Source organism: Streptomyces sp. NPDC003456 (assembly GCF_042878735.1).
Classification (GTDB): domain Bacteria; phylum Actinomycetota; class Actinomycetes; order Streptomycetales; family Streptomycetaceae; genus Streptomyces.
In genome coordinates, this window is sequence record NZ_JBIAOK010000004.1 from 600,913 (window position 1) to 616,988 (window position 16,076).

General features: G+C 70.1%; 16 protein-coding genes and 1 riboswitch. Of the genes, 9 read left to right on the top strand and 7 right to left on the bottom strand.

The window, feature by feature from the left end:
* Positions 1–59: 59 nt before the first annotated feature.
* A riboswitch (cobalamin riboswitch) is annotated at positions 60–194 on the bottom strand.
* A gap of 195 nt (positions 195–389) precedes the next feature.
* From mctP to ACFYWG_RS18890, 3 genes are all read right to left on the bottom strand, one after another.
* Positions 390–2,018, bottom strand: coding sequence for a monocarboxylate uptake permease MctP (mctP, locus tag ACFYWG_RS18880; protein ID WP_389202326.1), 1,629 nt, complete (start codon positions 2,016–2,018; stop codon positions 390–392).
* Positions 2,015–2,281, bottom strand: a complete 267-nt coding sequence (locus ACFYWG_RS18885) for a DUF3311 domain-containing protein (RefSeq protein WP_376328712.1) — start codon at positions 2,279–2,281, stop codon at positions 2,015–2,017. Before ACFYWG_RS18885 ends, mctP begins: the two co-directional genes overlap by 4 nt.
* Positions 2,282–2,410: 129 nt before the next feature.
* Positions 2,411–3,175, bottom strand: coding sequence for a GntR family transcriptional regulator (locus ACFYWG_RS18890; protein WP_333934054.1), 765 nt, complete (start codon positions 3,173–3,175; stop codon positions 2,411–2,413).
* Between the two features lie 316 nt (positions 3,176–3,491).
* On the opposite strand from ACFYWG_RS18890, the gene ACFYWG_RS18895 reads away from it, so the two are divergent.
* From ACFYWG_RS18895 to ACFYWG_RS18920, 6 genes are all read left to right on the top strand, one after another.
* Positions 3,492–4,772, top strand: a complete 1,281-nt coding sequence (locus tag ACFYWG_RS18895; protein WP_376328709.1) for an extracellular solute-binding protein — start codon at positions 3,492–3,494, stop codon at positions 4,770–4,772.
* Between the two features lie 146 nt (positions 4,773–4,918).
* Positions 4,919–5,908: a carbohydrate ABC transporter permease gene (locus tag ACFYWG_RS18900; protein ID WP_389202330.1), complete on the top strand. Its 990-nt coding sequence runs from the start codon at positions 4,919–4,921 to the stop codon at positions 5,906–5,908.
* Positions 5,905–6,753 carry a carbohydrate ABC transporter permease gene (locus ACFYWG_RS18905; protein ID WP_376328703.1) on the top strand — a complete coding sequence of 283 codons (849 nt, stop codon included), beginning with the start codon at positions 5,905–5,907 and terminating at the stop codon, positions 6,751–6,753. Before ACFYWG_RS18900 ends, ACFYWG_RS18905 begins: the two co-directional genes overlap by 4 nt.
* Before the next feature lie 9 nt (positions 6,754–6,762).
* A complete protein-coding gene (locus ACFYWG_RS18910; RefSeq protein ID WP_389202332.1) occupies positions 6,763–8,301 on the top strand; it encodes a glycoside hydrolase family 3 protein in 1,539 nt (512 codons plus the stop codon).
* Positions 8,302–8,377: 76 nt separating this feature from the next.
* Positions 8,378–8,626, top strand: coding sequence for a helix-turn-helix transcriptional regulator (locus ACFYWG_RS18915; RefSeq protein ID WP_389202334.1), 249 nt, complete (start codon positions 8,378–8,380; stop codon positions 8,624–8,626).
* A gap of 11 nt (positions 8,627–8,637) precedes the next feature.
* Entirely contained in the window at positions 8,638–9,168 is a 531-nt protein-coding gene (locus ACFYWG_RS18920; RefSeq protein ID WP_383500966.1) for a hypothetical protein, read from the top strand.
* Between the two features lie 90 nt (positions 9,169–9,258).
* Here ACFYWG_RS18920 and nagB read toward each other — a convergent pair whose 3' ends face one another.
* Positions 9,259–10,044, bottom strand: coding sequence for a glucosamine-6-phosphate deaminase (gene nagB, locus ACFYWG_RS18925; RefSeq protein ID WP_389202337.1), 786 nt, complete (start codon positions 10,042–10,044; stop codon positions 9,259–9,261).
* A gap of 198 nt (positions 10,045–10,242) precedes the next feature.
* A complete protein-coding gene (locus tag ACFYWG_RS18930) occupies positions 10,243–10,992 on the bottom strand; it encodes an SDR family NAD(P)-dependent oxidoreductase (RefSeq protein ID WP_389202339.1) in 750 nt (249 codons plus the stop codon).
* Positions 10,993–11,089: 97 nt separating this feature from the next.
* Between ACFYWG_RS18930 and ACFYWG_RS18935 the strand changes: the two genes are divergently transcribed.
* Together ACFYWG_RS18935 and ACFYWG_RS18940 are read left to right on the top strand one after the other, a co-directional pair.
* Positions 11,090–11,818 carry a TetR/AcrR family transcriptional regulator gene (locus ACFYWG_RS18935; RefSeq protein WP_389202341.1) on the top strand — a complete coding sequence of 243 codons (729 nt, stop codon included), beginning with the start codon at positions 11,090–11,092 and terminating at the stop codon, positions 11,816–11,818.
* 354 nt (positions 11,819–12,172) lie between these two features.
* Positions 12,173–13,639 (top strand): sensor histidine kinase, encoded by a 1,467-nt coding sequence (locus tag ACFYWG_RS18940; RefSeq protein WP_383501105.1) that lies wholly within the window; start codon positions 12,173–12,175, stop codon positions 13,637–13,639.
* 331 nt (positions 13,640–13,970) lie between these two features.
* Here ACFYWG_RS18940 and ACFYWG_RS18945 read toward each other — a convergent pair whose 3' ends face one another.
* Positions 13,971–14,228 (bottom strand): WhiB family transcriptional regulator, encoded by a 258-nt coding sequence (locus ACFYWG_RS18945; protein ID WP_003992873.1) that lies wholly within the window; start codon positions 14,226–14,228, stop codon positions 13,971–13,973.
* 319 nt (positions 14,229–14,547) lie between these two features.
* Positions 14,548–15,516 carry a diacylglycerol/lipid kinase family protein gene (locus tag ACFYWG_RS18950; RefSeq protein ID WP_376328690.1) on the bottom strand — a complete coding sequence of 323 codons (969 nt, stop codon included), beginning with the start codon at positions 15,514–15,516 and terminating at the stop codon, positions 14,548–14,550.
* 116 nt (positions 15,517–15,632) lie between these two features.
* Here ACFYWG_RS18950 and ACFYWG_RS18955 point away from each other — a divergent pair, with 116 nt between their 5' ends.
* The gene (locus ACFYWG_RS18955; RefSeq protein ID WP_383500975.1) at positions 15,633–16,076 is read left to right on the top strand and encodes a hypothetical protein; all 444 of its coding nucleotides are present in this window, start codon (positions 15,633–15,635) and stop codon (positions 16,074–16,076) included.

The window sequence follows — 16,076 nt, forward strand, 5'->3', positions numbered from 1 at the left end:
CGGCGTCGCGCGTCCACCGGCCCATTCCACGAGGCCCGGACGTCAGGGCACACCGGCCGGCGGCCGGGTGCACTGTCGGCAGGTCCTCGGACTGACCCCCATGCGCACAGAAGGGCATGGGTACACCGTTGCGGGACAGTTCCGGATTCGCACCGGATTCCCCTGCGGCGACAGCGAGCATGAGCATACATCTTGTGCCGGGCGCGGGTGACACCCCCAGATGTAGTGTCGCGGTGGTGTCGGAGCGTCAGCTCCACGTGACAGCGGGCCGCCGTGACGGATGGTCACGGCGGCCCGCTGCGGGTGGTTCGCGGCCGGTCGCCGCCACGCGGCAGGGCCGTACCCCGACGCGGCACGGCCGCACCTCGACGCGGCCGGGCGCGCCCGGGTCAGTGCGACGAACCGGCGGTCGCCGGCGGAAGCTCCACCTGGACGCCCGGGTCGCCCGCGTCGGCCGTGTAGTCCTCCGGCTTGGTCTCGTCGACGCCGTCGGGGGCCTTCACGGCCCGCAGGACGAAGGTCAGGACGACCGTCACGACCACGTTGAGCACGAACGCCGTGAGGCCGATGTAGCCGATCTCGCCGATGCCGGGGATCTCCTTCGACGAGCCGCCGAAGTGCTTCTGCGTCGGGGAGGCCACACCGTAGGCGGCCGCCGTGCCGTAGACCATGCCGACCGCCCAGCCCGCGAGCAGGGCCCAGCGGTGGAACCAGCGCGTGAACAGGCCGCCGACCAGGGCCGGGAAGGTCTGCAGGATCCAGATGCCGCCCAGCAGCTGGAAGTTGATGGCGACCGTCTTGTCCATGGTGAGGACGAAGACCAGCGCGCCCACCTTCACCAGCAGGGAGACCACCTTGGAGACCTTGGTCTCCTGCGCGGGGGTGGCGTCCGGCTTGATGAAGTCCTTGTAGATGTTGCGGGTGAACAGGTTCGCGGCCGCGATGGACATGATGGCCGCGGGCACGAGCGCGCCGATGCCGATGGCCGCGAACGCCACACCGGCGAACCAGTCCGGGAACATCGTCTCGAACAGCTGCGGGATCGCCAGCTGGCCGTTCTGCACCTTGATGCCGGCCGCGACGGCCATGAAGCCGAGCAGCGCCAGCAGGCCCAGCATCAGCGAGTACAGCGGCAGGATCGTGGTGTTGCGGCGGATCACCTCACGGCTCTTGGAGGACAGCGTCGCCGTGATCGAGTGCGGGTACATGAACAGCGCCAGCGCGGAGCCCAGCGCCAGCGTGGCGTACGTCCACTGGCCCGCCTCCGGCGGCGTCAGCGCCCCGCGCGGCGCCCCCGTGGCCGGGTTGGTCTGGCTGAACGCCTCACCGGCCTTGGCGAAGATGTCGTCGAATCCGCCCAGCTTGATCGGGATGTAGATGATCGCCACCGCGATCACGAGGTAGATCAGCGTGTCCTTCACGAACGCGATGAGCGCCGGCGCCCGCAGGCCCGAGGAGTAGGTGTACGCCGCCAGCACGCCGAACGCGATGAGCAGCGGCAGGTCCTTGATGAACCAGTTGGTGTTCTCGCCGCCGCCGACGCCCATCACGTCCAGCACGGCCTGGATGCCGACCAGTTGGAGCGCGATGTACGGCATCGTCGCCAGGATGCCGGTGAGGGCCACGGCCAGGGACAGGCCCTTGGAGCCGAAGCGCCCGCGCACGAAGTCGGAGGTCGTCACGTACCCGTGCTTGTGGGACACCGACCACAGGCGGGGCAGGAAGGTGAAGATCAGCGGGTACACCAGGATCGTGTACGGGACGGCGAAGAAGCCGGCCGCGCCGGCCGCGTAGATCGCCGCGGGCACCGCGACGAACGTGTACGCGGTGTACAGGTCGCCGCCGAGCAGGAACCAGGTGACCCAGGTGCCGAACGAGCGGCCGCCCAGGCCCCATTCGTCCAGGCTGTGCTCGTTCTCGGCCTTGCGCCAGCGCGCGGCCAGGAAGCCCAGGACCGTCACGAGCAGGAAGAAGAAGATGAAGACGGCGAGTGCCACGCCGTTCACGCCGTCCTTCACTTCGACGCACCGCCCCTCGCGGCCGAGCGGGAGCGCTGGTCACGCTGCCACAGCTTGTAGGCGACCATCGTCAGGGCGGTGGAGATCAGCACCCACGCCATCTGGTACCAGTAGAAGAACGGGATCCCGATGAAGGCCGGGTCGGTCTTCGCGTACGAGCCGACCCACAGCATGGCCACGAAGGGTGCGACAAGGCAGAGCCCGATGACGACGCGCACGGGCGTCACCACCGGGCCTCTGCTGGTTTCTGGGGCTTGCGACATCAGGCGGCTCCGTCCCCTCAGTGATCACCTGGGCAATGCGCAGGCAATCTAGGTCAGGGCACGGCGCAAGCGGAACCCCTCGTCCGCAATGCGGTTCCCGCAGGGACCGGGGATCCGGCCGCCGCCGCGTCAGTCCTGGGGCCGCTTGAGACGGGCCACGAACTTGTAGCGGTCGCCCCGGTAGACCGAGCGCACCCACTCCACCGGCTGGCCGTCCCGGTCCAGCGAGTGCCGGGACAGCATCAGCATCGGCAGACCGACGTCCGTGCCGAGCAGTCCTGCCTCGCGCGGGGTCGCCAGCGACGTCTCGATGGTCTCCTCGGCCTCCGCGAGGTGGACGTCGTAGACCTCGGCGAGCGCGGTGTAGAGGGAGGTGTACTTCACCAGCGACCGGCGCAGCGCCGGGAAGCGCTTGGCGCTCAGGTGGGTGGTCTCGATGGCCATCGGCTCGCCGTTGGCCATGCGCAGCCGCTCGATGCGCAGCACCCGTCCGCCCGGCGTGATGTCGAGCAGCCCGGCGAGGCGGTCGTCGGCGGTGATGTAGCCGATGTCGAGCAGCTGCGAGGTGGGCTCCAGGCCCTGCGCGCGCATGTCCTCGGTGTACGAGGTGAGCTGCAGCGCCTGCGAGACCTTCGGCTTGGCGACGAACGTGCCCTTGCCCTGGATGCGTTCCAGCCGGCCCTCGACCACGAGCTCCTGCAGCGCCTGGCGCACGGTGGTGCGCGAGGTGTCGAACTCGGCCGCCAGGGTGCGCTCGGGCGGGACCGGCGTGCCCGGCGCCTGGGTCTCGGTCATGTCGAGCAGGTGCTTCTTCAGGCGGTAGTACTTGGGCACGCGTGCGGTACGGACGGGTGCCCCTGTCTCGTTCTCCGCACTGCTGACGTCGGTGCTCATGCTCCGCCTTCCCGGCTCGGTCCGCCGACACGATCCCACTTGTATACCGTCGGCGCCTCTTTTGGTCTAGTCCAGCCCTTGCTGTGGTCTACCCGCAGTATGCCGTGTACACCCGTGTTTTCGCTGGCTTCTTACTTAAAGGTTCCTGCATATGTAGGTCGCATAACGGCTGGTCAGGGCCTTCTCGCGACCCTTGACAGGCCTGCTGGTCTGGTCCAAGCTCCCGGTACTGGTCTACACCATTGGTCCAGGTCCTGGCGCCCCACGTCTCACCGCGGGGAGCAGGGGGGTTTGTGGCATCCCTGAGGAGGGTGGCGTGAAGCGCAAGCTGATATCCGCGATCGGTATCGCGGGCATGATGGTCTCCATCGCGGCGTGCGGGGGCGAGGGGGACGGGGGCTCCGACAAGGGAGCGGACGCCAAGGAACTCACGGTCTGGCTCACCGTCGACGCCCAGAACAACTGGCCGGAACTGGTGAAGGCCGCCGACGCCGCGGTGAAGAAGAAGCACCCCGGCGTCAAGATCAACCACGAGTACTACGGCTGGCCCGACAAGAACGCCAAGCTCGACGCCGTCCTCGCCACGGACAAGGCCCCCGACGTGGTCGAGATGGGCAACACCGAGATGCTCGGCTACATGGTCAAGGGCGCCTTCGCCCCCCTCGACCAGGGCGCGTTCGACAACTCGGACGCCTGGCTGGACGGCCTCAAGGCCTCGGTGACCTACGAGGGCAAGACCTACGGCGTCCCCTACTACGCCGGCGGCCGCGTGGCCAACTGGCGCAAGGACGTGGCGGCCTCGGCCGGCCTGAAGACGCCCCCGAAGACCTACCAGGACCTGACCGACGCCCTGGACAAGATCCAGAAGAAGCAGGGCGACAAGTTCAACGCCTGGTACCAGCCCACCCGCGACTGGTACGCGGCCATGTCCTTCGTCTACGACGCCGGCGGCGCCATCGCCACCGAGTCGGGCGGCAAGTGGAAGGCCTCCCTCTCCTCGCCCGAGTCGATCAAGGGCCTCAAGGAGTTCAAGAACGTCGTCGACAAGTACATGCACGGCGACAAGACCAAGGACGAGTCCGACCGCTACATCGTCTACGGCCAGGGCAAGTCCGCCATGATCTTCGCGGCGGCCTGGGAGGGCGCGACCGCCGAGGACCCGAAGAACGACAAGACCGGCAAGCTCAAGGGCAACCTCGAGAACTTCGTGATGCCCGGCCCGTCCGGCAAGAACATGCCCGTCTTCCTGGGCGGCTCCGACCTCGCCGTCCCGGTCAAGTCCGACGCCCAGGCCCTGGCCGCCGAGTGGATCAACGCGTTCACCGGCTCCTCCGGCCAGAAGGGCCTGATGGCCAAGGGCAACCTGCCCAACAACAAGACGGACCTCGCGACGCTGAAGAACGACCCGAAGACCGCCGTGCCCGCCACCGCGGCCGAGTCCAGCTGGTTCGTCCCCATGGCCCCCGGCTGGGGCCAGGTCGAGAAGGCGCAGGTCCTGCAGACCATGCTGCAGAGCATCGGCACCGGCAAGAAGTCCGTCGAGGCCGCCGCCAAGGAGGCGGACGCCGAGATCGACAAGGTCATCAACACCAAGTGACCTGCGGGTCCGTCGTCCGGGTCGAACCACGCCACGGTGCCTCCCCGCGTCTGCGGCGCGACCCGGACGACAGACCCACGGGCGGGGCTCCCGGTCAGCGGAGCCCCGCCGTTCGTCAGACCTGAGGGACCGCCGAGGAGCGCGCGATGAGTGCCGCAGACACCCACATTCCCGCCAAGGTGCCGCCATCGCGGCAGGTACCACCGCCGCCTCCCGAGGCGCGCCGCCCACGCGGCCGGCGCAGCTCGGGCGGGGCCGCCGCTCCCTGGCTGCTGCTCGCGCCCTGCCTGCTCATCCTGGCCCTGGTCATGGGCTATCCGCTGGCCCGCCTGGTCACCCTGTCCTTCCAGAAGTTCGGCCAGTCCCAGCTGTGGGGCTTCCAGCCCGCGGAGTCGGTCGGCTTCGACAACTTCGCCAAGGTGCTGGGCGACGGCGAGTTCTGGGCCGTCGTCGTGCGCACGATCGTCTTCGCGGCCGGCGCCGTCGTCTTCACCATGGTCATCGGCATGGCGCTCGCCCTGCTGCTGCAGCGGGTCTCCGGCTGGCTGAAGGTGCTCATCAACATCGTGCTGGTGGCCAGCTGGGGCATGCCGGTCATCGTGGCGACCACCGTCTTCAAGTGGCTCTTCGACTCCGATTACGGCGTCTTCAACGCGCTGCTCAGCAAGCTGCCGGGCGTCGACATGATCGGCCACAACTGGTTCGCCAGCGGGCCCGAGGGTCTCGCCGTGATCATGCTGCTGGTCATCTGGGGCGCCGTGCCCTTCGTGGTCATCACCCTCAGCGCCGGCCTCACCCAGGTCCCGAAGGAACTGGAGGAGGCCGCCCGGCTCGACGGCGCCAGTTCCTGGGGCGTCTTCCGCTTCGTCACCCTGCCCGTCCTGAAGCCGATCATCGTGATGCTCACGACTCTGTCGGTCATCTGGGACATGGGCGTCTTCCCCCAGGTGTTCGTCATGCGCAACGGCCACCCCGAGCCGGAGTTCCAGGTGCTCAACACCTACTCCTACGACCGGGCCTTCGTCGTCAACGACTACGCCCAGGGCTCGGCCATCGCGCTGATCACCGTCCTGCTGCTGCTCGGCGTCGTCGCCGTCTACATGCGGCAGATGCTGAAGATCGGAGAGGTCGAATGAGCACGCTCGCCGGAACCCGCCGCCGCCGCAGGAACCCGCGGCTCGGCTGGAACCTCCTCGGCCTGCTGGTCTTCCTCGTCGCGGGCTTCCCCCTCTACTGGATGCTCAACACGGCGTTCAAGCCGGCCAAGGACGCCATCGACCCCGACCCCAGCCTGCTGCCGACCGGCCTGACCTTCGACAACTTCGGCCGGGCACTGGACATCGCCGACTTCTGGGGCCCGGTGGGCCGCAGCCTCGTGGTGTCCCTCGCGGTCGTCGTCATCGGCATGGCCGTCGGGCTGCTGGCCGCGCTCGCCATCTCCCGCTTCGCCTTCCGCGGCCGCAAGATCGTGATCGTCGGCATCCTCGCGGTCCAGATGGTCCCGCTGGTCGCCATGATCATCCCGGTCTTCCTGCTCCTGAACGACCTGGGCCAGTACGACAGGCTCACCGGCATCATCATCACCTACCTGACCTTCGTCCTGCCCTTCACGGTCTGGACCCTGCGCGGCTTCATCGTCAACATCCCCAAGGAGCTGGAGGAGGCCGCCATGGTCGACGGCTGCTCCCGCACCAGCGCCTTCCTGCGGGTCGTCTTCCCCCTCCTCGCCCCCGGCATGGTCGCCACCTCGGTCTACGGTTTCATCCAGGCCTGGAACGAGTACCTCTACGCCCTGATGCTCCTCAGCCAGAAGAACCAGACCGCGACCGTCTGGCTCGGCAACTTCACCACCAAGCACGGCACCGAATACGCGCCGATGATGGCCGGAGCCACGATGATGGCCGTGCCGATCGTCGCCCTCTTCCTCCTCGTCCAGCGCAAGATGGCCGCGGGCCTGACCGCGGGCGCCGTGAAGGGATGACCTCACCCGATGACGACACTCGCCAGCGGCACCGACACGCTCACCCGCGACGCCCTGACCGTCCTGCAGCCCGGCTTCACCGGCACCACCGCCCCCGACTGGCTGCTGCGCCGGCTCGGTGAAGGCCTCGCCTCCGTCGGGCTCTTCGGCCGCAACATCGCCTCCCCCGGCCAACTCGCCGCCCTGACCGCCCAGCTGCGGGCCGAGCGCGACGACGTCCTCGTCGCCATCGACGAGGAAGGCGGCGACGTGACCCGGCTGGAGGTGCGCAGCGGCTCCTCCTTCCCCGGCAACCACGCCCTCGGCGCGGTCGACGACGTCGAGCTGACCCGGCAGGTCGCCCACGAGCTGGGCCGCCGCCTCGCCGCCTGCGGCGTCAACCTCAACTGGGCCCCCTCCGCCGACGTCAACTCCGACCCCCGCAACCCGGTCATCGGCGTCCGCTCCTTCGGCGCCGACACGGCCCTGGCCGCCCGGCACACCGCCGCCTACGTCACCGGCCTGCAGTCCGCCGGCGTCGCCGCCTGCACCAAGCACTTCCCGGGCCACGGCGACACCGCCGTCGACTCCCACCACGCCCTGCCGCGCATCGACGTCTCCGCCGAGGTCCTGGCCGAACGCGAACTGGTCCCCTTCCGCGCCGCCATCGCCGCCGGCAGCCGGGCCGTCATGAGCGCCCACATCCTGGTTCCGGCACTCGACCCCGAGCACCCGGCCACCCTCTCCCGCCGCATCCTCACCGGCCTCCTCCGCGGCGAACTCGGCTACGACGGCCTCATCGTCACCGACGGCATGGAGATGCGCGCCATCGCCGGCACCTACGGCATCGAACGCGGCAGCGTCCTCGCCGTCGCCGCGGGCGCCGACGCGATCTGCGTCGGCGGCGGACTGGCCGACGACGCGACCGTCCTGCGGCTGCGCGACGCCCTGGTCTCCGCCGTGCGCACCGGCGAACTCCCCGAGGAACGCCTGGCCGACGCGGCCGAACGCGTCCGCGCCCTGGCCCGCTGGACCGGCACCGCCGACCGCTCGGCCGACGGCACCCACGGCACCGAGGTCGGGCTGGAGGCCGCCCGCCGCGCCCTGACGGTGACCGCCGCACCCGGCCTCGGCGACCCCGCGACCTTCGAGCCCCTCACCGAGCCCCCCTACGTCGCCGCCCTCACCCCCGTCGCCAACATCGCCGTCGGCGACGAGACACCGTGGGGCGTCGCCGCCGAACTCGTCCACCTCCTGCCCGGCACCGTCACCGGCCGCTTCACCGCCGAGGACACCGACGGGGGAGAGGCCGGGCACCACGCGGGCCGGGCCGCTCTCCAGGCCGCCGGCACGCGCCGCATCGTCGCCGTCGTCCGTGACGAGCACCGCCATCCCTGGATGGCCGGCGCCCTCGACGTCCTGCTGTCGGCCCGCCCCGACACCGTCGTCGTCGAGATGGGCGTCCCCCAGGCCGCCCCGCGCGGCGCCCTGCACATCGCGACCCACGGTGCGGCCCGCGTCTGCGGCCGGGCGGCGGCCGAGGTGATCGCCGGAGCCACCGGCCGCTAGAGAAGTCCCCGGATCAGGGGGCCGTCGTCGATCCGAGTGGTTGCACTGCTGCTCACGGATGTAGTAGTTCTTATACATGAGTGAGCAGGTGCACAACAGGTTGGCCGTGGTGCGCGCCGAACGGAAGGTGTCGCGCCAGAGCCTGGCCGAGGCAGTGGGAGCCCACTACCAGACCATCGGCTACATCGAGCGGGGGCAGTACAACCCGAGCCTCGACCTGGCGCTGAAGGTCTCCAAGTTCTTCGGGCTCCCGGTCGAGGCCCTGTTCTCCCTCGAACCGTTCCGGCCGCTCACGGACGAGGTCTGCGGGAAGAACCAGCCATGACGGAACCGGCCATGACGACGACACGCCTGACCCGCTACGACCGGACCATGCTGCGGCTGATGAACGACCGCCGAGGAGCGGCCTGGTACGCCACCGCCGTGCGCCGCCGCCTGGCCGTCGCCACGCACATCACCCTGACCGCGGTCATCGGCGGGCTGATGGCCGTCTTCTTCCTCACCGAGGGCGAGCCGCTGTGGCCGGTGGCCGTGGCGGCGGTTCTGCTCCTCCCCTGGATGGTCACCACCGGCGTGATCAACACCGCCACCCGTGGCCTGCTGGAACTGCGCGAACGCGCCCTGGACGAGCGCCAGTCCGCAGAGCGCACCCGCGTGCTGGCCCTGGCCCACCGCGCGACGACCCTGCTCCTGATCGCCGGTGCGGCCGCCCTGCTGATCGGCGGCGGACTGAACGGCGACGCGCCCAAGGCCTACGCCGCGCCCCTGCTCGTCGCCGTCCTGGTCGTGCACTGGCTCATGCCCCTGTGGATGGCCGGCTGGCGCGCCCAGGACGAGCCGGGCGACGACGAGGTGGCGGAGGCCTGAGACCCGTCCGGGCCGTGGAGGGGGTCAGCGGTCGCGCAGGCCGAGCGGCAGGGGTTGGTGCAGAGGAAAGCGGGCTGCCAGGGCCTCGCCTCAGATTCCCTGCCAATCCGGCTTGTTGGCGTACGTGTGGCGGAAGTAGTCCGCCAGCTTGAGCTTCGACGCCGCGGCCTCGTCGACGACCACGGTCGCGTGCGAGTGGAGCTGCAGCGCCGAGGCCGGGCACACCGCCGCGACCGGCCCTTCCACCGTCGCCGCGACCGCGTCGGCCTTGCCCTCACCCGTCGCGAGCAGCACCAGGTGCCGGGCTTCCAGGATGGTGCCGATGCCCTGCGTGATCACGTGGTGCGGGACCTGGTCGATGTCCCCGTCGAAGAAGCGCGCGTTGTCGATCCGGGTCTGCTCGGTCAGCGTCTTGATGCGGGTCCGTGAGGCCAGCGACGAGCACGGCTCGTTGAACCCTATGTGCCCGTCGGTCCCGATTCCGAGCAACTGGAGGTCCACACCGCCGGCCTCCGCGAGGGCCTTGTCGTAGGCCTCGCACGCCCCCTGGACGTCGTCCGCCGTACCGTCCGGGCCGGTGAACTTGTCCATGCCGATCCCGAGGGGCTCCAGCACCTCACGCCGCAGCACCGAGCGGTAGGACTCCGGATGGTCGGCGGGCAGCCCCACGTACTCGTCGAGCTGGGCGATGCGCGCCCGTGTCACGTCCACGGCACCGGAGCGCACCTTGCCGGCCAGGGCCTCGTACACGGGCAGCGGCGTCGAACCGGTGGCCACGCCCAGCAGGGCGTCGGGCTTGCGCCGGAGCAGCTGCGCCATGGCCTCGGCGATCAGCTCGCCGCCCGCCTTGGCGTCCGGGACGATGACAACTTCCACGCTGGGCCTGCCGATCTGAGAGGGGGGCTCGACTGGGAGGGGACCCGGGGGAGGGTCATGTGGTTTAGACCAATCTAACAGAGCTGGGGCCTCCCTCCCAGGGTGCCGGACGCCCCTGCGACGTGAGGCGCCCGCCCGGTGCGGGGCAGGCTGCCGGCAGGGAAACGGCCATGCGGGCCCGGGGTCCGCGCCGCACGGCTACGTCAGGGATCCCCCTGTCACGTCCACCCAGCTTCCCGTCACCCAGCGCCCGGCGTCCGAGACCAGGAAGGCCACCACGTCCGCCACCTCGGCCGGCTCGCCGACGCCTCCCAGTGCCGATATCGCCTCGGCCCGGCGGCGTCCGTCGGGGCTGCGCAGCAGTGGGGCGGTGTTGTCGGTCTCGATGATCCCCGGGGCCACCGAGTTGACCGTGATGCCCCGAGGTCCCAGCACCTTGGACAGGTCACGGGAGAGGACGTCCAGCGCGCCCTTGGTCATCGCGTACGCCATGTTGTCCGGCATCACGGCCGTCCGTGCCAGGCCCGACGAGATGTTGACGACGCGGCCACCGTCCCGCAGGCGGGCCATGCCGTGCTTGAGGATGAAGAACGGTGCCTTCACGTTCACCGCGAAGACCGCGTCGTACTCCCGCTCCTCCAGTTGCCCGATGGGGCGGGTGCTCCCGATGCCCGCGTTGTTCACCAGGATGTCCAGGCCGTCCGCGTGCCGGTCGAACTCCTCCCACAGCGCCTCGGCGTCCCCCGGCACGCCCAGTTCGGCACCCAGGGTGAACGCCGAGCCGCCCTCCTCCTCGATCGCCGCGACCGCCTCCTTCGCCGCCGCCTCGTTCCTGCCGTAGTGCACCGCGACCCGCGCCCCGTCGCGGGCCAGCCGCTCGGCGATGCCGCGTCCGATTCCCCGGCTCGCTCCCGTGACCAGTGCCGTCCTGCCCGTGAGCACGCCCATGACTGCTCCCCCTTCGCATTTCCCTAGTGGTCGCTACAGAAATGACCGTACAACGACCCGCAGACATTTCTCTAGTGCCCGCTATAAAATGCACCCCATGGTGGACGACCAGGGATCGCCGCAGGAGCCGAAGGGGTCGGCGAGGCCTCAGGGGCGGAGGGGCCGGACGAGGCAGGAGGGCCGCACGGCTCCGGACGCCGCGGCGCCCGGCCGCACGAGGGGCAAGCCTCGCGGCCGCCCCCGGTCCTTCGATCGCGAGACGGCGCTGGAGAAGGCCCTTCTGGCGTTCTGGGAGCACGGTTACGAGGCCACTTCCGTCTCCGACCTGACTCGCGTGATGGACATCGGTGCCCCGAGCCTCTATGCCGCCTTCGGCGACAAGCGGTCCCTCTTCGACGAGGTCGTGCAGGTCTATGGCGCGCGGTACGGCTCCTTCGCCGACCGGGCTCTCGCGGAGGAGCCGACTGCTCGCGCCGCGGTGGAACGCACGCTGCGCGAGGCGGCGGCCGCTTACACCGAGCCGGGCCGGCCGCACGGCTGCCTCGTCGTCCACGCCGCCGCCAACTGCTCCACGCCGGAGGTCGAGCAGTCGCTGCGTGCCCGCCGGAACGCCAACATCGCCGCGTTCGAGCGGCGGATCGGCGCCGATGTCGCCGCCGGGACACTGCCCGCGCACACCGACGCCGCCGCCCTGGCCCGCCATACCGGCGCCATGATCCAGGGCATGTCACAACAGGCGCGGGACGGGGCAAGTCGGGAGGAACTGGAAGCCGTCGCCGACATTGCCATGACCGTCTGGCCCCGCACAGGAACCCACACGGGTTAGGCTGCCTGCTGGGCGCCGGTGCGTCCGGCACGTCGGAGAAAAAGGCAACAACGAACAGCCTCCCACGCATGGACACCCGTAAGTGGTCTAGTCCACAATGCGTGACGAGAGCGCGTGTCGCAGCGCGCAGCCAGCCTCCGTCCTCCCCGCACAGGAGGACGGACGAGGATCCGAGGCTCTCTGCCCTGACTGCCCCGGCTCCTCATCCTTCGGCCGACCGGGACCGCACACCCCACGGCCGATGTTGCTCCGGGCTGCGGTGCCGGGAGGGTTGAGGGTCCCTCTCAGGCGCCGCGGCCCGCGGGTGTTTCAGGGCCGTACAAACCGCCGGGTACGCTCGCACCCGTGCCCTCCATGAACGAACTCGTACGCCAGCACACCGCACTCGACGACACCGACCTCGAGTGGCTCCATCTGCTGGTCTCGGAGTGGCAGCTGCTCTCCGACCTCTCCTTCGCCGACCTGGTCCTGTGGGTCCCCACCAGCGACGGCACCCGGTACGTGTCGGTCGCCCAGATGCGGCCCAACACCGGGCCGACCTCCTACCAGGACGACATGGTCGGCCATCTCGTCCCGCGCGGACGCCGCCCCATGCTGGACGCCGCTCTCGACGAGGGCCGCATCGTGCGCGAGGGAGACCCCGAGTGGCGCGAGGAGGTCCCCGTCCGGGTCGAGTCGATCCCGGTACGCCGGGAGGGCCGGGTCCTCGGCGTCATCGCCCGCAACACCAACCTGCTCACCGTGCGCACCCCGAGCCGCCTGGAACTCACCTACCTGCAGAGCGCCTCGGACCTCGCGCAGATGATCGCGGCGGGCTCCTTCCCGTTCGCGAACCAGCAGCTCGACATGGACGCCTCGCCCCGGGTGGGCGACGGCCTGATCCGCCTCGACGCCGACGGCCTCGTCCAGTACGCCTCCCCGAACGCGCTGTCCGCCTACCACCGGCTCGGCCTCGCCTCCGACCTCGTCGGCCAGCACCTCGGCAGGACGACCGCCGAACTCGCCCCGACCCGGGGGCCGGTGGACGAGGCGCTGGCCAAGGTCGCCAGCGGCTGGGCGCCGCGCGAGTTCGAGATCGAGGCCAGCGACGGGGTCATCCAGTTCCGCGCGATCCCGCTCAAGCCCAAGGGCACCCGCATCGGCTCCCTCGTCCTGCTGCGCGACGTCACCGAACTGCGCCGGCGCGAACGCGAGTTGATCACCAAGGACGCGACGATCCGGGAGATCCACCACCGGGTCAAGAACAACCTCCAGACCGTCGCGGCCCTGCTCCGCCTGCAGGCCCGGCGCATCGAGTCCGACCGGGGGCGGGAAGCCCTGGAGGAAGCGGTGCGGCGCGTCGGTTCGATCGCGATCGTGCACGAGACGCTCTCCCAGAACCTGGACGAGCGCGTGGAGTTCGACGACATCGCCGACCGCGTCCTCGCGATGGTCGCGGAGATCTCCCCCGGCAAGGTCACCGGCCGGCGCACCGGACGCTTCGGCATCCTCGACGCCGAGGTCGCCACGCCGCTGTCGATGGTGCTGACCGAGGTGCTGCAGAACGCGCTGGAGCACGGCTTCCGCGAGGGCGACACCGGCACGGTCGAGGTGTCGGCGGTCCGCGGCGGCACCACGAAGGAGGCCCGGCTGCTGGTCACCGTCCAGGACGACGGCGTGGGACTGCCGGAGGGGTTCGACCCCCACACGGCCGGCAACCTGGGCCTGCAGATCGTGCGCACACTGGTGGAAGGCGAGTTGGGCGGCACCTTCGACATGGTCCCGGCCCCGGAGCACGGAACCCGGGTGATCCTGGACATCCCTGTCCGCGCCGACAAGTGACCCGCGCGGGGGCTCCCTGCGACAGACCGAGCCGCGCCGGCTCCGGCCACGACAGCTCCGGCCACGACAGACCGATCCGCAGCATGCTGAGCCCTTGAAGCCGGCCCCCTCGCAGGGAGCCGCAGTCGCCGGAGTCCGACGAAGACGAGCGCCGCGACCCCGTGCAGTGCTCGGAAAAGCATTGAGCCCCGGGCCGTCAATCGGCCCGGGGCTAAAGCTCGTTGTCGCTTGACTAAGCGCATCGGGGGAACTGCGCGCTGCGGCTCGGGGGCGGGAGATGCGTACGCGGTGTACGCGCCGCCAAGCTCAGGCTGTCAGCAGGGGTGGGTTGTCAGGCGGAGGCCTGACGAGCCCGGTTGCGAGCGGCGCGGCGCTTCATGGCGCGGCGCTCGTCCTCGCTGAGACCACCCCAGACGCCGGAGTCCTGGCCGGACTCGAGCGCCCACTGCAGACACTGCTCGATCACCGGGCAGCGACGGCAGACGGCCTTGGCTTCCTCGATCTGCAGCAGCGCAGGACCGGTGTTGCCGATGGGGAAGAAGAGCTCGGGGTCTTCCTCGCGGCAAACGGCGTTGTGACGCCAGTCCATGGCTGCTACCTCTCCTTGGTATTACGTGCAGGTGCTTGTGAATGTGAACGCTTTCACGAATCCCTCAACAAGTGAAGGGCCGACCGCCAGGTTCCCTGGCGTGGGTCCTGTGAGTTGATGAGGGGTTCTGGTGATCAGTGGAGGCCGATCCTGCGGGCCGTCCCGATCGCCACGTAGAGACTCGCAAACCTCAGCGGCGGATACAACCCCTTCCGGAAAGTTTTTTTTGATTCTTCGGTGTCGACTAGGTCACAGCCGTACTTCCATGGGGTGGATCCTGGCCTAAACGTTCGAGTGAAAGGACTTTAGCCAGTTCTGCTCACACAATCACACGCAGTGCACGGCGTACGCCTGTGAACGTCACGCTGGTTCGCAGCCCCAGGTGGTCACCGTCCATCTGGAGGGGGAGCGGGACCTTCGAATGCAAGGTGAACTGTGTCAAGTCGTGCAGCGAAGTGGCGTGCTTCCCATGGGGGCCACGCTCGGGGGACGAAGTGAGCAACTGGGTGCCATACCGGGCAACCGCCGCGGTCGAGAGGCGGCTGAGGGCGAAGACGTCGAGGCCGGTATCGAACGAGGCCTTAGGCGCCGCGTAGATCGGGCGATTCCCCAGAAACGTCCACGGTGAGGTGTTCGAGGCTATGGACAGCACCAGATCGGTGATCGGCTCCTCGCCGGCCCGCTCCAGCGTGATCGTCCCGTGCCGGCGGTTCGGCTCGCCGAGGAGCTGGCGCACCACCTGGCGCACGTACAGCGCGTGCGTGGACTTGCGGCCCCGTTCGCGGTGCTGCTCCACCCGCCCCACCACGCCGGCGTCGAAGCCGAGCCCGGCGTTGAAGGTGAACCAGCGGGACGGCACCGACTCGTCCCCCGTGCCGGCCGTGCCCGAGGTCAGGCCGAGGCCGACCGTCCGCTCCCTGCCCTCGCGCAGGGCGTCCAGCAGGACGCCCGTGGCCTCCACGGCGTCGTTCGGCAGCCCCAGGGCGCGGGCGAAGACGTTCGTGGAACCGCCCGGGACCACGGCGAGACCGGGCAGGTGCCCGGGGTTCGGGCCGGCGTGGAGGAGGCCGTTGACCACCTCGTTGACCGTGCCGTCGCCGCCGAGGGCCACCACCAGGTCGATGTCGTCGCTCTCCGCGGCATGCCGCCCCAGGTCACGGGCGTGGCCGCGGTACTCGGTGGTGACCGCTTCCAGCTTCATCTCGCTGGCGAGCGCGTGGATCAGTACGTCGCGTGTGCGCGCACTTGTGGTGGTTGCCGCCGGATTGACCACGAGAAGTGCACGCATGACTGGCAGCGTACCTACTGGGGGGTACCTGGCCCAGACCGAGGTGGGGATCAGGTGGGACAGCGGAGGTGAACCTGGCCACGGGGGGCGTGTGCGGCGAGGGCTACCCTTCAGGGGTGAGCAGTGAGCAGACCCCCACCACCGACGAAACCGCCGGCCCCCGTCCCAGGCGTCTGACGTACGCCGCGCTGCTCGCGGCGCTGGAAGGGCTCGCGCTGGTCGTCGGCGGCGTCTGGATCCTCGTCCTCGGGCTGAGCGGGCACCCGGACGACAGGCAGCAGGCCGTGACCGGCGGGATCACCCTGGTCGTGCTCGCGCTGCTGCCGCTGCTCGCGGCCCGCGGACTGCTGGCCCGCCGCAGCTGGAGCCGCGGACCGGCCGTCATCACGCAGCTCCTCGCGCTGCCGGTGGCCTACAACCTGCTGCAGGCCGACAGCATGGCCATCCCGGGCGGCATCGCCCTGGCCGTCGTCGCCGTCGCGGCGCTCGTGCTGCTGGTGAACCCCGAGACGACCCGGGCCCTCGGGATCCGCGGGCCCGGCAACACCGGCGAGAAGTAG

What these genes read in the sequence shown, in the direction of transcription:
- ACFYWG_RS18900 (WP_389202330.1), top strand. Translation starts at nt 4,919, where the DNA reads ATGAGTGCCGCAGACACCCACATTCCCGCCAAGGTGCCGCCATCGCGG.
- ACFYWG_RS18935 (WP_389202341.1), top strand. Translation starts at nt 11,090, where the DNA reads ATGGTGGACGACCAGGGATCGCCGCAGGAGCCGAAGGGGTCGGCGAGG.
- ACFYWG_RS18885 (WP_376328712.1), bottom strand. Translation starts at nt 2,281, where the DNA reads ATGTCGCAAGCCCCAGAAACCAGCAGAGGCCCGGTGGTGACGCCCGTG.
- ACFYWG_RS18905 (WP_376328703.1), top strand. Translation starts at nt 5,905, where the DNA reads ATGAGCACGCTCGCCGGAACCCGCCGCCGCCGCAGGAACCCGCGGCTC.
- ACFYWG_RS18930 (WP_389202339.1), bottom strand. Translation starts at nt 10,992, where the DNA reads ATGGGCGTGCTCACGGGCAGGACGGCACTGGTCACGGGAGCGAGCCGG.
- ACFYWG_RS18940 (WP_383501105.1), top strand. Translation starts at nt 12,173, where the DNA reads ATGAACGAACTCGTACGCCAGCACACCGCACTCGACGACACCGACCTC.
- ACFYWG_RS18890 (WP_333934054.1), bottom strand. Translation starts at nt 3,175, where the DNA reads ATGAGCACCGACGTCAGCAGTGCGGAGAACGAGACAGGGGCACCCGTC.
- ACFYWG_RS18920 (WP_383500966.1), top strand. Translation starts at nt 8,638, where the DNA reads ATGACGACGACACGCCTGACCCGCTACGACCGGACCATGCTGCGGCTG.
- ACFYWG_RS18910 (WP_389202332.1), top strand. Translation starts at nt 6,763, where the DNA reads ATGACGACACTCGCCAGCGGCACCGACACGCTCACCCGCGACGCCCTG.
- ACFYWG_RS18915 (WP_389202334.1), top strand. Translation starts at nt 8,378, where the DNA reads ATGAGTGAGCAGGTGCACAACAGGTTGGCCGTGGTGCGCGCCGAACGG.
- ACFYWG_RS18945 (WP_003992873.1), bottom strand. Translation starts at nt 14,228, where the DNA reads ATGGACTGGCGTCACAACGCCGTTTGCCGCGAGGAAGACCCCGAGCTC.
- ACFYWG_RS18950 (WP_376328690.1), bottom strand. Translation starts at nt 15,516, where the DNA reads ATGCGTGCACTTCTCGTGGTCAATCCGGCGGCAACCACCACAAGTGCG.